This is a genomic window from Streptomyces sp. 3MP-14 (genome assembly GCF_006334905.2).
Classification (GTDB): domain Bacteria; phylum Actinomycetota; class Actinomycetes; order Streptomycetales; family Streptomycetaceae; genus Streptomyces; species Streptomyces triticirhizae.
Genome location: NZ_VDLZ02000003.1, coordinates 436,463 through 450,664 on the forward strand (window position 1 = coordinate 436,463; position 14,202 = coordinate 450,664).

Below are 14,202 nucleotides of genomic sequence, written 5' to 3' on the forward strand. Positions count from 1 at the left end.
AGATGAGGAAGCAATGCGCGTGTTGTTCACGACCTGGGCGGCGCCGGGCCATCTGTTCCCGATGATCCCCCTCGCCTGGGCCTTCCAGTCCGCCGGGCACGAGGTGCGGTTCGCCGGCCCGCCGTCCTGCCGGGACGCCGTCGTCCAGGCCGGGTTGACCGCCGTGACCGTGGGCGACCAGCAGGCGATCGCCGCGCTGCCCCGGCCGCCCGAACTCGCCGCCTGGGGCCGCCCCGCGCGCTGGCCGCACGGCTGGTCGGCCAACCTGGACCTGCTCGACGCCGACCAGCGCGCCGTGATCCGCGCCCTGTATCTGAAGCAGTGCGCGCTGGCCGGCGAACTCCTGCCCGACCTGGTGGAGTTCGGCCGCTGGTGGGGCCCCGACCTGATCGTGCACGACGTGTTGGCGCAGGCCGGGCCGGTGTTGGGCGCGGTGTTGGGCGTGCCGGCCGTCGGCCACGGCTGGGAGATCGGCTCGACGCTGCACACGCCGACGGGCGACGGGCACGCGGCGCCGCTGCCGGAGTTCGAGCGGCTCTTCGAGCGGTGGAACGTGCCGGTGACGCCGCCGCGGCGCTGGGTGGACATCTGCCCGCCGGCGCTGCGCCCGCCGGACGGGCGGCCGGTGGCGCGGCTCGACATGCGGTGCGTGCCCTACAACGGCTCGGGCGAGCAGCCGTCCTGGCTGCCGCGCGCTGCGGGCTCCCGGCCCCGGATTCTGGTCACCGCCGGGGTGGCCGGGGCCCGTTACCGCGACCCGAGCGGCCCGGACGTGCCGGGGCTGACCCTGGCGTCGCTGGCCGGGACGGGCAGCGAGCTGGTGCTGGCGCCGGCCGGGCCGGTCGACGAGGAGGCGCTGCCGCCGGGCACGCGGGTGGCGCGCGGGGTGCCGTTCCGGATGCTGCTGCCGACGTGCGACCTGGTGATCCACCACGGCGGCGCCGGCACGGCCGTGACCTCGGCGCTGCTGGGTGTGCCGCAACTGGTGGTGCCGCCGTCGCCGATCTGCGCGGAGATCGGGCACGGGGTGGCGGGCGCCGGCGCGGGTGTGATGCTGGACCGACTGGACGACGCCGAGCTGCTGTTGAAGACCGCCACCGCGATGCTGGCGGCGCCCGAGCCGTACCGGGCGGCCGCCGCGCGGGTCGCGGCCGGCGCCGAGGCGCTGCCCTCGCCGGCGGAGGTCGTGGCGGAGCTGGCCGAAGCGGGGCCGACCGGGGCGGAGCTTTCCCGGTGAGCGAGGACCCGGCCGGCGGGGCGCGGCAGGGTGAACGTCCCCTGCGCGCCGTGGTGTTGGGCGGCAGCGGGTTCCTGGGCCGGCAGGTCTGCGCCGGCCTCGCGGCCCGGGGCGCCGCCGTGCTCTCCGTCGCCCGCCGGGACGCCGCCGGCTTCCCCTCCGTCCGCCTCGACGTGCCGGCCGAGGGGCCGGACGCGCTGGCCGAGGTGCTCGCCGCGCACCGCGCCACCGTCGTCGTCAACGCGGCCGGCGCCGTCTGGAACTACGACGGCGCGGCGCTGGAGCGCGCCAACGTGACGCTGGTGGAACGCCTCCGCGACGCCGTGGTCAAGGCGCCCGGCCGGCCCCGCGTCGTCCAGCTCGGCACCGTCTTCGAGTACGCGCTGCCCGACGACGGGCGCCGCCTCACCGAGTCGGCGCCGCTCGAACCGACCACCGCCTACGGCGCCAGCAAGCTGCGCGGCGCCGAACTCCTGCTGGCCGCCGACCGCGACGGGCTGCTCGACGCCGTGGTGCTGCGCGCCACCACCTGCCTCGGCCCCGGGCTGCCCGCCTCCAGCCTGCTGGGCCGGGTCGCCGCCGAGCTGCGCGCCGCCGAGGCGCGGGGCGAGCCGGCGACGGTCCGGCTCTCCCCGCTGACCGCCCGCCGCGACGTCGTGGACAGCCGGGATCTCGCCGCCGCCGTCGCGGCGGCGGCCACCGCACCCGTCACCGGACGGGCCGTCAACATCGGCAGCGGCCACGCCGTCGGCGTGCGCCGGCTGGTCGAACTGCTCGTCTCCGTCAGCGGGGTGCCCGCGACGGTGGTCGAGGAGAGCCCCGCCACCGGGCGCAGCGCCGGAGTCGACTGGCTCGCCGTGCACACCGGGCTGGCCGAGCGGCTGCTGGGCTGGCGCCCTGGGCACGACATGGCCGCCACGGTCCGGGCCGTGTGGGGCGGGACCACCACCAACGTCGAGGAAGGGCCTGACTGAGCCGATGGACACACGCAGCCAACTGCTGGAACTGACCCGCACATTCCACAAGGAGCAGAACGAGGAGCCCTTCGTGCCGGGGCAGACGCCGATCCTGCCGTCCGGCGCCGTGCTGGACGACGAGGACCGGGTCGCCTTCGTGGAGGCGGCGCTGGACCTGCGGATCGCCGCAGGGGCGCGGGCCAGGAAGTTCGAGAGCCGCTTCGCGAAGGCGATGCGGCAGCGCAAGGCGCACCTGACCAACTCGGGGTCTTCGGCGAACCTGTTGGCGCTGAGCGCGCTGACCTCGCACCAGCTGGAGGACGCCGCCCTCAAGCCGGGCGACGAGGTGATCACCGTCGCCACCGGCTTTCCCACCACCGTCAACCCGGTGCTCCAGAACGGCCTGGTGCCGGTCTTCGTGGACATCGAGCTGGGCACCTACAACACCACGCCGGAGCGGATCGAGCGCGCCATCGGGCCCCGCACCAAGGCGATCATGATCGCGCACGCGCTGGGCAACCCGTTCCAGGTCGCCGAGGTGGCCGAACTCGCCGCCCAGCACGAGCTGTTCCTCGTCGAGGACAACTGCGACGCGGTCGGCTCCTACTACCAGGGCAAGCTGACCGGCACCTACGGCGACCTGTCGACGGTCAGCTTCTACCCGGCGCACCACATCACCATGGGCGAGGGCGGCTGCGTGCTGACCGGCGACCTGCGGCTGGCGCGGATCGTGGAGTCGCTGCGCGACTGGGGCCGGGACTGCTGGTGCGAGCCGGGGGAGGACAACCGCTGCCTGAAGCGGTTCGACTACACCTTCGGCACGCTGCCGCCCGGCTACGACCACAAGTACGTGTTCTCGCACGTGGGTTACAACCTGAAGGCGACCGATGTGCAGGCCGCCCTCGGGCTGAGCCAGCTGCGGCACCTGGACGAGTTCGGCGCGGCCAGGCGGCGCAACTGGACCCGGCTGCGGGAGGGGCTGCGGGACGTCCCGGGGCTGCTGCTGCCGGAGGCGACGGAGGGCAGCGACCCCAGCTGGTTCGGCTTTGTCATCACGGTGGCGCCCGACGCGTCGTTCACGCGGGGGGAGCTGGTGACGTTCCTGGAGGAGCGGAAGATCCGCACCCGCCGGCTGTTCGCCGGCAACCTCACCCGCCACCCCGCCTACCAGGGCCGCGACTTCCGGATCGCGGAGGAGCTGGTGAACAGCGACGTCACCACCGAGTCCACGTTCTGGATCGGCGTCTACCCGGGCATCACCGACGAGATGACGGACTACATGGTGGCCTCGGTGCGGGAGTTCGTCGCCAGGGCCTAGCCGGCACGGTCGCGCACGGCGAAGGGGGCGGGGCCCGCGCGGACCCGCCCCTTGCCGGCGGCCCGCCTGGGTAGGCTCCCGACCATGAGCGTCAGCGAGGAAGCCTACGAGGTGCGCTACGGGTTCGACCGCCGGACGCTGGCCGTGCTGGCCGTCTCGGCGCTGTTCACCGTGTTCCTGCTCGTTCCCGGGACCGGCATGTCCCTCGGGCTGCGGGTCGCCGGACTGGTGCTGTTCGCCGGCGGCGGGCTGCTCATGGCGGCCGGGGCGCTGACCAGGAGGACGGCGCTGCGCGTCGACGCGACGGGCGTTCTCCTGGGCGGAAGCCCGGTCCGGTACCAGGCCACCACCGCGCAGGTGCCGTGGCAGGACATCCGGAACGTGACGCTGTGGCGGCAGCGGGTGCCGAACGGCCGCCCGCTGCTGTGGATCGGCGTGACCCGCCGCGAGGGCGCGCCGCCGCTGCCCGGCCCGGGGCAGGGCCCGGTCGGCCGGGCCGTGGCCGGCGCCCTCGTGCCCGTGCCGCACGACCTGCTGATGGCTTCCCGCCAGGTCAACGGCTGGCGCCTCGACCGGGACCAACTCGCCGCCGCCCTCGCCCGCTTCGCCCCGGGCGTGGAGCTGGTCGACCTCCCCTGAGGGCGGGGGACGGGCGGCGCGCGCTCCTCACCACAGTCCGGGGGCGTCTCCGGTCGGCCGTCGGTGCCCCGGGAGGCCGGGGGCCACGGCGGCGTCGCGGAGCGTGTCCCAGCCGGCGTGGTGGGCGGCCAGGGTGAGGAGCAGCTGTGCGGTGGCGTAGGCGTCGAACGCGGCGCGGTGACGTCGGGCGGGTGCGTGGGTGAGGTCGATGCCGGTGTGGGCGATGAGCGCGTCGAGGGTGTGGCGGGGTGCGTCGGGGTGGGTGGCGCGGGCGAGGCGGAGGGTGTCGATGACACCGGCCGGCCGCCAGTCGGGGAGGTGGCGGGCGAGCACCCGGTAGTCGACGTGCGCGTGGTGGGCGCAGATCCATGCCTCGCCGAGCAGGCCGTGCACCTGCGGCGCGACCGTTTCCCAGCGGGGCTGGTCGGCGAGCTGCTGGTTGGTGATGCCGTGGACGCGGGCGGCGAACGGCGTGACGGGGCGCGGCGGTTGGATGAGCCAGTGTCGTGCGGTGGTCGTGTCCGGTCGGCCGGTGCGGATGGGCAGCGCGGCGACCTCGACGAGGTCGGGCGGGTTGGCGCCGTTGCCCTCGACATCCACGACGAACAGCGGTGGCCAGGTGGTGACGTCGTTCATGTCGTCCCGTCCCGGGCGGGCGCCGGCCAGCCGACGTCGGCGCGGCCGTGGCACTAGTGGCCGTGGGCGTGTTGGAGGTGGTGACGCGGTGGTTCGTCCAAGCCTTCCACGACGGTGGCCCGGACAGCCGTTGGGCATTCCAGCGCCGGGGACCGGCGGGGCGCCCTGCGGTCTCTCGGAGACGAATCGCTGGCGAAGGCGGCCGTTTCGGTCCCACGCTCGCACTAGGGTGTTGGGCCGCTCACCCGACGGGCGATGACGAAGGGACCACCACCCCATGCCCACCGCCTCCCCCGAGCCCGAGACCGGCACGCCCCTCGTGGAGATCCTCGCCGACGCCTACGGTCTGGCTGTCGTGCGCCTGGCACGGCTCGACGGCCAGGCCACCGTCAACTACCGCGCTACCACGGCCGATGACCGGGTGGTGTTCGTCAAGCACTACCAGCCCGGTGCCGACCTGGCGGCCGAGGAGGAGGCCGTCGCCCAGACGGACCGCGCCGGCCGACACGGGGTGCCGGTCGCCGCCGTTCTCCCGTCCACCAGCGGCGAGGCCATCACCCGCCGCGCCGGTACGGCGCTTTCGGTCTGGCGGTGGATGCCCGGCCACACCGTGGAGAACGGCTTCACCCTCGCCCAACAGGCCGCCGCCGGAACGATGCTCGGCCGCATCCACGTCGCCTTCGCCGACCACCCCGCCAGCTCCCGTCCCTCCGCCAGGGCCGACCACTTCCGCACCCCGGACCTGGCCGAGCGCGAGGCGACCATCGACCATCTCCTGTCCGTGATCGGCGACCTCGCGGAGCCCGACGCGTTCGACCGGGAGGCCGCCCACACCCTGCGTGAACGCCGCGACCAGCTCCGCCGCCTCCGCGACCTCGGCCTGCCCACGCTCCACACCCAGGTCCTGCACGGCGACTACAGCCCGAAGAACATCCTCTTCGACGGTGACACCATCAACGCCGTCGTGGACTTCGGCCCGGCCGCGCCCTTCCTGACGGCGTGGGAACTGGGCCGCATCGCGTTCGACCCCCGTCGCGTCGTCCGCGACGGCGACTGGATCGTCGCGGGCACCACCCTGGTCGCGGCCTACCGCGACGCCAACCCCCGTCTCCCCGCCACCGACCTCGCCGCCTGTGCCCGTGTCGCCCTCACGCAACTCCTCGTCAGTCTTTACGGAGTTGAGGAGCACTACCTCAGGCCCGGCCTGCTCCAGGACGACCTCGATGCCTTCTGGCTGCTGCGGCACCGGGCGGCCAGCACCATCCTCGACCACCTCGACGAGGCCGAGGACGCGCTGGCCCAGATCGCCGGCACCCGGCTCTACCACCCGTGGACGGAGAACGGCTCGCCCGTGAGGTAGTAGGTGATGCCGAGCGCGTTGTAGGGGGCGAACTCCGCGTCGAGGTCTACGACGGTGCAGCGTTCGAGTTCGACGATGAGTTGGGGGGGCGAGGAACCAGTCGGTGGCGCGGTGGCCGTAGGGGAGGTACTAGTCGACGTGGGCGGTGAGGCGGGCGGTGCCTGGGGTGGGGATGGGTCGGCGGGAGCGGACCCCGACCGGGTGGGTCAGGTGCGGGCAGTGGCGGGTGGCGAGGGCGGCGCAGCGTAGGCAGACCGGGGGCTTGGTCACCTTCGTTCCCTCGTAGCGGTCCGAGCCGTCGTCGTTCATCAGGAAGAGCCAGCCGTCGCGGTGGTGGCTCGCGCGCTCGCCGCACACCTGGCACAACCGCTCGGCCTGCGCCCGGCGTTGGCGTGCCGAGTGCATGGAGGGGGAAGTCCGGGCGGCCCTGGCTGAGGGTGTTCTGAGCCTGCGCGGCGAACTCGGCCCCTCCGAGGTGGTCGCCCGGGTCCGTTCCGCCGTGCGCCGCGCGGCTCCCGGCCGCCGCCGGCGGCGGCGCTGAACGGGAGATTGGCGCGGAGTGCCCCATGCCTGGCGCGCAGCGCCAAGTGCCGGCCGCCGCAGGCTGGTTGGCTTGGTCCGGGGGTGAGGGGCGACCCCTCGGGTCGTGCGGGGAACCCCCAGGGGCCGGTCACCACCGCGCGGCACACGCCGAACGGCGGACCCCACCTTCGGGCCTGGGGTTTCTCTTGTGGGTGCGGGGTTTGTCTGCGGGCCGGTGGCCGGTGCGGGGCAGCCCGTTGCTCCGTTGGTTCGTTGACGAGGCTCGTTGCGGGGGTTGGGGTTGTGGCGCGGGCCACGACGCCGGGCCTAGATGGCGCACGATCGGCCGGGTGCGGGCGTAACGAATACCGGCAGGAGGCTGGCTGGGAAGGGGGGGCGCGGCTTCCGGGAGGTGGAGTTCGTTGCCGAACGGGGGTCAGCTCTGGCGGTGCGTGCCCTCCGGGCGCGGGGACCGCGTCTTGTTCGGGGGTCGGCCGGCGGCTGGGGGCGTGCGTGGCGCGCACCGGCTTCGCCGGCCTGCCCCGGCATGTCGCCCGTCTCGGATGTGACCGATCGTCGGGCGACTGAAAGGGACGGCCCTCACCGCTCCATTCCTGCTGGCATGACAAGGCGGCGGTCAATGACCACGCTGCCGCGCGAACATCGCCTGCCGTCCTGGTAGTCCGCGCGCCGTCGACTCCCGAAGGCGGGCGCGCCGGGGGTAGGGGTCTCTTTCTGTAGGTGCCCGTCTGGAAGTGAACAGATCGTTCAACGACTCGGGGCGGGGCCACCTAGTCGGCAGGCATCACGGTGAAGAACGTTCCGCCGGGTGTGGTCGGGGAGTTGGGGACCGTGCCGGTTACGGTGGCGCCGGGTGGGAGCGTCGGCGGGGCCTCCGGGGCCTGGGCCTCGGCACCGGTAAGGATGACCGTTCCGGAGAGCAGCACCCCCGCACCGAGGCCGACGGCGGTGCGTCGGGCGACCCGGACGGCGAGCGGGGCGGGGCCGGAGAAGTCGGTGAGGTCCCGGAGTTCGTCCACGGTCGGCGGCCCGACGCGGGGCGCGAGGACGGACTCCCGCAGCCCGGTGTCGCGAAGCCGCTCCAGGACGGAAAGCACGCGTTGGACTGTCATGTCCAGGCAGAGTAGGGGCAGCGCGCCCCCCTGTCGAACCTCGCAGGTCCGCAAGGACACCCCCGCCAGCAGGAGGTAGCACCATAGGCGTGTGCTCCGGGAGTGACGACGACCGGGCAAGAGCGGGCCGGGCCTCGGTCGTTGAACGATCTGTTCACTTCCAAACGGGCACCTAGAAAAAAGGTCCCCCACCCCCCGGCGCGCCCGCCCTCGGGAGTCGACGGCGCGCGGACTACCACGACGGCAGACTATGTTCGCGCGGCAGCGTGGTCGTTAACCGGACACCCCGCACACGGCCCGCTTCACACACAAGCCGCACCGTCCCTTTCAGTCGCCCGACGATCGGCCACGTCCGAGACGGGCGACATGCCGGGGCAGGCCGGCGAAGCCGGTGCGCGCCACGCACGCCCCCAGCCGCCGGTCGGCCCTCGAACAAGCCGCAGTCCCCGCGCCCGGAAGGCACGCACCGCCATTCCCGACCACCCCTGGCGGCAACGAACCCCACCTCCCGGAAGCCGCGCCCCCCTTCCCAGCCAGCCTCCTGCCGGTATTCGTTACGCCCGCACCCGGCCGGTCGTGTGCCATCTAGGCCCGGCGTCGTGGCCCGCGCCAGAACCCCAACCACACCGCAGAGTCTCGTCAACCAACAGAACGACCAGTCGGGCTGCCCCGCACCGGCCACCGGCCCGCACCCGAAGGCCCGGGAGCGCCCGGGCACGCCCGGGGCCCCCAGGGCCCCGGCGCCCCCGGCGCCCCACGCGGCCGGCCCGGCCAAGGCCCGGCCGGCCCCGGCCTCAGTCCTCGCCGAGCGCGTGCTTCGCCCACCCGTCCGCATTGACGTCCGGTTGCAGCGCCCCGTGCCCCGCCATGCAGTGCAGGTCGCGCCACGCCCGCTGCACCGGGCTCGACTCGGCCTGCCCCCGGGAGCCGCTCATCCGCAGCAGCCCGGTGACCGCGTCCAGCAGCAGGTCGACGGCCGTCGAGTAGTCACGCGTCGCGCGCAACGTCAACTCCGGTCCCAGCGGCGCCTCGTCGGCCTCGCCGGCCGCCCGCTCGACCAGCAGCCGCGCCGCGTCCAGGTTGGCGGCGGACGAGGCCAGCGCCAGCCGGACGCCCGGCCGGCTGACGGTGCGGGCGCCGGTGATCTCCCTGCGGTCCACCGTCCACCGCGTCCAGCCCTCCAGGGCCTCGGCGGCCGCGCCGATCCCGGGCGCCACGAAGAACAGCCCGTTGATCAGCTTCAACGGCACCCGGTGGGTGCGCGGCGCGGCCGGGCCGTGGTCGCCGGTGAGCACCGAGCGGTGCTCCAGGCTGCGGTGGTCCGGCACGAAGACGTCGTCAACGCGCAGGCTGTTGCTGCCCGTTCCGCGCAGCCCGACGTTGCGCCAGGTGTCGAGCACCGTGTAGTCGGAGCGGGGCAGCACGAAGTGCCGCAGCGCCGGCGGCCCTTCCGGGCCCGGCACCAGTCCGCCGACCATCGTCCACTCGGCGTGGTCCACGCCGCTGGCGATGTGCCACACGCCGTCCACCCGCCAACCCCCGGACACCTGGCGGACGGTGCCGGTCGGGGCGAGTGAGCCGGCCAGTGGAACGTCGGGCCCGTCGCCCCAGATTTCCGCCTGGCCCTCCTCCGGCAGGTGCGAACACATCCGCCCGACGGCGGTGAGCACGCCCGCGCACCAGGCCGCCGACATGCAGCCCCGGCCCACCGCGACCAGCGCGCCCGTCAGGTCGCGGATCGCGCCGGGCGCGTCGGCCGAGCCGCCCCAGCGGGGCGACACCATGTGCCGGGCGAACCCGGCCTCCACCAGCCCGGCCGCGACCGGTGGCGAGAGCCTGCGTTCCTCCTCGGCGGCGAGCGCGCCGGCCGCCGCCAACTCGGCCACCTTGGCGGCGGCCTCCGTCAGGGGGGTGTCGAGCCGGTCGGCGGGGCGCCCGGCGTCGGTCGTGGCTGCTTCTGTCGTGGACATGGGAGTCCGCCTCTCTCTGTTGCACGGGTGGTCGGGCTGGTGGTGGGCCCTCCGGTCGGTGCCCGGGGTGACCCCGACGGCCGCCGAGCGACGGCCGTCGGGCGACGGCCGCCGGGGGACGGCCGCGCGCGGCGGCGGCAGGTCACCCTCGGCCGCGCGCGGTCACGGGGTCGCGCCGCCGGAGGCATACGCCGCGCGCCGGACGTCCCTGACCAGCTCCGCCTGGCGCACGGCGCCGGTCCGCTCCGGCTCCGGGTCGCCCTCGCCCGCGACCAGCGCGGCGAAGTGCGCGGCCACGTTGGCGAACTGGTCGTCCGCCGGCAGCGCGCGCTCCTCCACGGTGTTGCCGGCGGCCGCGCTGTGCCGCTCCAGGCGCAGCAGCGGCCGGTGGTCGGGCGGCGGGGTGAACGCCCGGTCGAGCACGATCCGGCCCTCGCTGCCCCACACCTCGTAGACGCAGCGGTAGAAGTGCCGGAAACCGAAGGACAGTTGGGCCGTCCGCCCGTCCGGGTCGTGCAGCAGCGCCGCGCCCTGCACGTCGACGCCGGTGTCCTGGTCGGTGGTGAGCACCGCGCCCGAGACCGTCAGCGCGTCGCCCAGCAGCAGCCGGGCGACGCGCAGCGGGTAGACGCCGCAGTCGAGCAGCGCGCCGCCGCCCAGGTCGGGCCGGTAGCGGAAGTCGTCGGCAGGCAGCGGCGGGAAGCCGAACGTGGCGGCCACGCCCCGCACCTCGCCGACCGCGCCCTCGTCGATGAGCGCCCGCACCGCGTCGTGTTGGGAGTGCCGCAGGAACATGAAGCTCTCCATCAGCACCAGCTTGTGCCGCTCGGCGAGCGCCGCCAGGTCCTGCGCCTCGCCCAGCGAGGTCACCATCGGCTTCTCCACCAGGGCGTGGAGCCCCGCGGCCAGGGCGCGCGCGGTCCACGGGGCGTGCAGCGCGGGCGGCAGCGCGACATAGACGGCGGTGATGTCGTCGCGGACCAGCAGCCGTTCGTAGCCGTGCACGGGCTCGGCCCCGAACCGCTCGGCCACCTCGCGCGCCCGCTCGGCGTCGCGGCTGGCCACGGCCGTGATCTCCACGCCGGGCACGCGCGCCATCGCCGGCAGCATCCGCCGCACGGCGATGCCCCCGCAGCCCAGCACCCCGACCCGCAGCGGCGGCGTCTCGCTCATAGTGTTCCTCTTCCGTTCCGTGCTTCTCGTGCGGCGCCCGGGGACTTCCCGGCCGGACGACCTTCGGTGGGACGACTCCCGGCGGCGCCGCTCACCACAGGCTGTGCAGGCAGGCGATGAGGCTGCGGGCCTGGACGTTGAGGTAGCGGCTGTGCCGCAGCAGCCGGCCGACCTGGTGCAGCGTCAGCCACCGGTAGTCCTCCGACTCCGCCACGGGAACGTCGTCCTCCGCGTCGATGACGGTGTAGCGGGACCTGGCCCACTGGAAACGCCCGCCCTCCTCGGACTGCACGGCGTCGAACCGCACCCGGTCGCCCGGGACCCGCTCCACGTAGTCGAGGAAGCGCGGCCGCGCCTCCTTCGGCCACTCCAGGTAGTTGTCCGGCGTGCACTGCACGGTGGGCGCCAGCTCCACGCCGTGCGGGTGGCCGCCCTCCGGCCTGGCGTGCAGCAGGACGTGCAGCACGCCGCCGATGTTCCGCACCAGCAGCGCCGTGAGGCCCATCCCGTGCGGCGCGAGCAGCGGCTGCGTCCAGCTGCCGACCTCGCGGCTGCCGGCCGTCACCCGGGCGCCCACGACGGAGAAGTAGCGGCCCTCCTCGTGGCTGATGGCCTCCGGGGTGCGCACCCAGCCCTTCACCTCGTTCAACGGGACGGGCCTGGCGTTGACCTCGTGCCGCACGGTGGCGTCGGTGAACCAGCTCAGCACCTCGCCCATCGTGTGCCGGGAGCCCTCGCCCGGGTCCATCGAGCGGCGCAGCGCGGCGCGGAACGTGCTGTGCGCGCCGGTCGGCGGCGCCCCGGTGGGGCGGGCGAACGGCAGGCAGGCCAGCACCGTCCTGGCGTCCATGTTGACGGTGTCGTCCAGCCGCAGCAGCTCCTGGATCTCGCCGATCGTCAGCCACCGGTAGTCGTCGTGCTCGGGCACGTCCTCGGTGGTCTCGACGACGATGTTGCGGTTGCGCTTGCCGAGGAACCACGAGCCCTGCTCGGACTGGAGGGAGTCGACCAGCACCCGGGCCCGCTGCGGGTCGGTGAAGTACTCCAGGTGCCGCACGCCCGAACCCCGGTGCACCCGGCGCTGGTTGGAGCGGGTGGCCTGCACGGTGGGGGAGAGCTGCACGACGTTGGCGTTGCCCGGCTCCATCTTGGCCTGCATGAGAACGTGCAGCAGCCCGTCGATCTCCTTGACGAGGAAGCCGAGGACCCCGATCTCCGGCTGGTGGATGATCGGCTGGTCCCACTGCCGCACCCAGCCCTCGCCGGTGGACACCCGGAGCCCGCCGATGGTGAAGAACCGGCCGCTGCGGTGCCCGAGATCGCCGGTCTCCGGGTCGAACGCCCAGTCGTCGAGCCGGTCGAACGGCACCCGCGCCACCTCGAAGGTGTAGGCGCGGCGCCGGTCGGCCAGCCAGGCCAGGGCCCCGCCGGCGGTCGCCCCGTTGGGGCGGGCCGAGGCCGACTCGGTGAACCGGGCCGGCAGGGCGGGGCCGTTGGCCGCGAGAGGAAGGTCGGTGATCACGCCGCACCCTTCGTGGGGTCGTTGAGCAGCGGGTTGCTGGGTGACGGGGCGTTGAGCAGCGCGCGCAGCGCCTTCTTGTCGGGCTTGCCGACCGGGGTGTGCGGCAGCTCGGCCAGCACCTCGAACCGTTCGGGGATCTTGAACGCGGCCAGGCCGCGCGCGGTCAGCTCCGCGCCCACCTCGGCCAGCGTCAGCGTCCGGCCCTCGTGCAGCCGCACGAACAGGCAGACCCGCTCGCCCACTTCGGGGTCGGGCGCCGCGACGGCCGCCACCTCGGCGACCTGCGGCATCTCCTGGACCAGGGTCTCGATCTCGCCGGCGGCGATCTTCTCGCCGCCCCGGTTGATCAGGTCCTTGACCCGGTCGCACACCACGACGTGGCCGCCCTCGGTGATCCGCACCAGGTCGCCGGTGCGGTACCAGCCGTCGGCCGTGTAGGAGCGGGCGTTGACCTCGGGCGCGCGGAAGTAGCCGCGCGGGGTGTAGGGGCCGCGGGTCAGCATCTCGCCGATGCCGCCCGGTGCCACCGGCTGCCCGTCGGGGCCCTCGACGCGCAGCTCGTCGTGCGGGCTGATCGGGGAGCCCTGCGTGGTGTGGGCGATCTCGTCGGGCGCGTCGGGCGCGGTGTAGCAGATCAGGCCCTCCGCCATGCCGTACACCTGCTGGAGCCGGCAGCCCAGCGCCGGCCCGATGCTGGCGGCCAGCTCGTGCGACAACACCGAGCCGCCGACGTGCACATGGCGCAGGCTGGACAGGTCGCGGCCGCAGTCGGCGGCCGCCCGTGACCAGCTGAGCGCGACGGCCGGCACCGCCGAGGTGGTGGTGACGCGTTCCCGCTCGATCGCGGCGAACACCGCGTCGGGGCGCGGCGAGGGCAGCATCACCACGGTGCCGCCGGCCCACAGGGTGCCGAGGATGCCGGGGCTGGCCAGCGGGAAGTTGTGGCCGGCGGGCAGCACCGTCAGGTAGACGGTGTCCTCGGTGATGGCGCAGGCGGCGGCCGAGGTGCGGATGTTGTAGGAGTAGTCGTCGTGGGTGCGGCCGATGACCTTCGGCAGCCCGGTGGTGCCGCCGGACAGCAGGAAGAGGGCTATCTCGTCGGCCTCCGGGGCCCGTTCGTCGAGCCGTTTGCGGCGCGCCTCGACGTCCTCGTCCGTTCCGGCCAGCGCCCGCAGGTCCAGCGAGTCGGCGCGCACCTCCTCGCCGGCGACCAGCACCAGCGGCCGTCCCGGCAGCTCGGCGGCCAGCTCGGTGGCCACCTCGTGCGCCAGCGTCTGGTGGTCGAAGTCCTTCCAACGGTCCGGCACCACCAGCGCCTTGGCGTCCACGTGCCGGGCGATCGAGGTCAGCTCGTAGGCGCGGTGCGGCGGCAGCATCATCACCGGCGCCACCCCGAGCCGGAAGCAGGCCAGGGTGGTGACGACGAACTCCCAGCCGTTGGGCAGCTGGACGAGGATGTTGTCGCCGTCGGCCAGGCCGCGCTCGGCGAGGCTCTCCGCCAACGCGTCGGCCCGGGCAGCCAACTCCCGGTAGCTGAGGCGGTGTTCACCGTCGACGAGGGCGGTGCGGTCGCCCCTCCCGTCCGCCCACTCCCAGAGCCAGGCGCCCAGCGGCCGGCCCTGCCAGCAGCCCGCCTCCCGGTAACGGCGGGCCGTCTCGGCCGGCCAGGGGACAAACCCTGCACGCTTCATCGGGCATCTCCTTCGTGGATACCCCCGGCGTCCGGCCGGGGGAGG

The 14,202-nt window shown here is 74.4% G+C and carries 12 protein-coding genes; 5 read left to right on the top strand and 7 right to left on the bottom strand.

Annotated elements, in window-relative coordinates:
• The first annotated feature begins 19 nt into the window (after positions 1 to 19).
• The 4 genes from FH609_RS06395 (at position 20) to FH609_RS06410 (ending at position 4,150) form a co-directional block, all read left to right on the top strand.
• Positions 20 to 1,237: a nucleotide disphospho-sugar-binding domain-containing protein gene (locus FH609_RS06395; protein ID WP_139666187.1), complete on the top strand. Its 1,218-nt coding sequence runs from the start codon at positions 20 to 22 to the stop codon at positions 1,235 to 1,237.
• Positions 1,234 to 2,211 carry an NAD-dependent epimerase/dehydratase family protein gene (locus tag FH609_RS06400; protein ID WP_226961444.1) on the top strand — a complete coding sequence of 326 codons (978 nt, stop codon included), beginning with the start codon at positions 1,234 to 1,236 and terminating at the stop codon, positions 2,209 to 2,211. The genes FH609_RS06395 and FH609_RS06400 overlap by 4 nt, the downstream gene beginning before the upstream one ends.
• Before the next feature lie 4 nt (positions 2,212 to 2,215).
• Entirely contained in the window at positions 2,216 to 3,511 is a 1,296-nt protein-coding gene (rfbH, locus tag FH609_RS06405) for a lipopolysaccharide biosynthesis protein RfbH (RefSeq protein ID WP_139666188.1), read from the top strand.
• An 84-nt stretch (positions 3,512 to 3,595) separates the two neighbouring features.
• Complete coding sequence (locus FH609_RS06410) at positions 3,596 to 4,150, top strand: hypothetical protein (RefSeq protein WP_139666189.1); 555 nt, start codon at positions 3,596 to 3,598, stop codon at positions 4,148 to 4,150.
• Between the two features lie 27 nt (positions 4,151 to 4,177).
• On the opposite strand, the gene FH609_RS06415 is transcribed toward FH609_RS06410, so the two are convergent.
• A complete protein-coding gene (locus FH609_RS06415; RefSeq protein WP_139666190.1) occupies positions 4,178 to 4,786 on the bottom strand; it encodes a 3'-5' exonuclease in 609 nt (202 codons plus the stop codon).
• A 277-nt stretch (positions 4,787 to 5,063) separates the two neighbouring features.
• On the opposite strand from FH609_RS06415, the gene FH609_RS06420 reads away from it, so the two are divergent.
• Positions 5,064 to 6,146: a phosphotransferase enzyme family protein gene (locus FH609_RS06420; protein WP_139666191.1), complete on the top strand. Its 1,083-nt coding sequence runs from the start codon at positions 5,064 to 5,066 to the stop codon at positions 6,144 to 6,146.
• A gap of 129 nt (positions 6,147 to 6,275) precedes the next feature.
• Here FH609_RS06420 and FH609_RS06425 read toward each other — a convergent pair whose 3' ends face one another.
• The 6 genes from FH609_RS06425 to FH609_RS06455 all read right to left on the bottom strand — a co-directional run bounded on the left by FH609_RS06425 (position 6,276) and on the right by FH609_RS06455 (position 14,157).
• Complete coding sequence (locus tag FH609_RS06425) at positions 6,276 to 6,551, bottom strand: hypothetical protein (protein WP_139666192.1); 276 nt, start codon at positions 6,549 to 6,551, stop codon at positions 6,276 to 6,278.
• Between the two features lie 908 nt (positions 6,552 to 7,459).
• Positions 7,460 to 7,801, bottom strand: coding sequence for a hypothetical protein (locus FH609_RS06430; RefSeq protein WP_139666193.1), 342 nt, complete (start codon positions 7,799 to 7,801; stop codon positions 7,460 to 7,462).
• A gap of 794 nt (positions 7,802 to 8,595) precedes the next feature.
• Positions 8,596 to 9,771, bottom strand: coding sequence for an acyl-CoA dehydrogenase family protein (locus tag FH609_RS06440; RefSeq protein ID WP_139666194.1), 1,176 nt, complete (start codon positions 9,769 to 9,771; stop codon positions 8,596 to 8,598).
• Between the two features lie 162 nt (positions 9,772 to 9,933).
• Positions 9,934 to 10,944: a Gfo/Idh/MocA family protein gene (locus tag FH609_RS06445; RefSeq protein WP_139666195.1), complete on the bottom strand. Its 1,011-nt coding sequence runs from the start codon at positions 10,942 to 10,944 to the stop codon at positions 9,934 to 9,936.
• 91 nt (positions 10,945 to 11,035) lie between these two features.
• Positions 11,036 to 12,466: an NDP-hexose 2,3-dehydratase family protein gene (locus FH609_RS06450; RefSeq protein WP_139666196.1), complete on the bottom strand. Its 1,431-nt coding sequence runs from the start codon at positions 12,464 to 12,466 to the stop codon at positions 11,036 to 11,038.
• On the bottom strand, positions 12,463 to 14,157 hold the full coding sequence (locus FH609_RS06455) for a (2,3-dihydroxybenzoyl)adenylate synthase (RefSeq protein ID WP_139666197.1): 1,695 nt from the start codon (positions 14,155 to 14,157) through the stop codon (positions 12,463 to 12,465). The genes FH609_RS06450 and FH609_RS06455 overlap by 4 nt, the downstream gene beginning before the upstream one ends.
• Between the last annotated feature and the right edge of the window lie 45 nt (positions 14,158 to 14,202).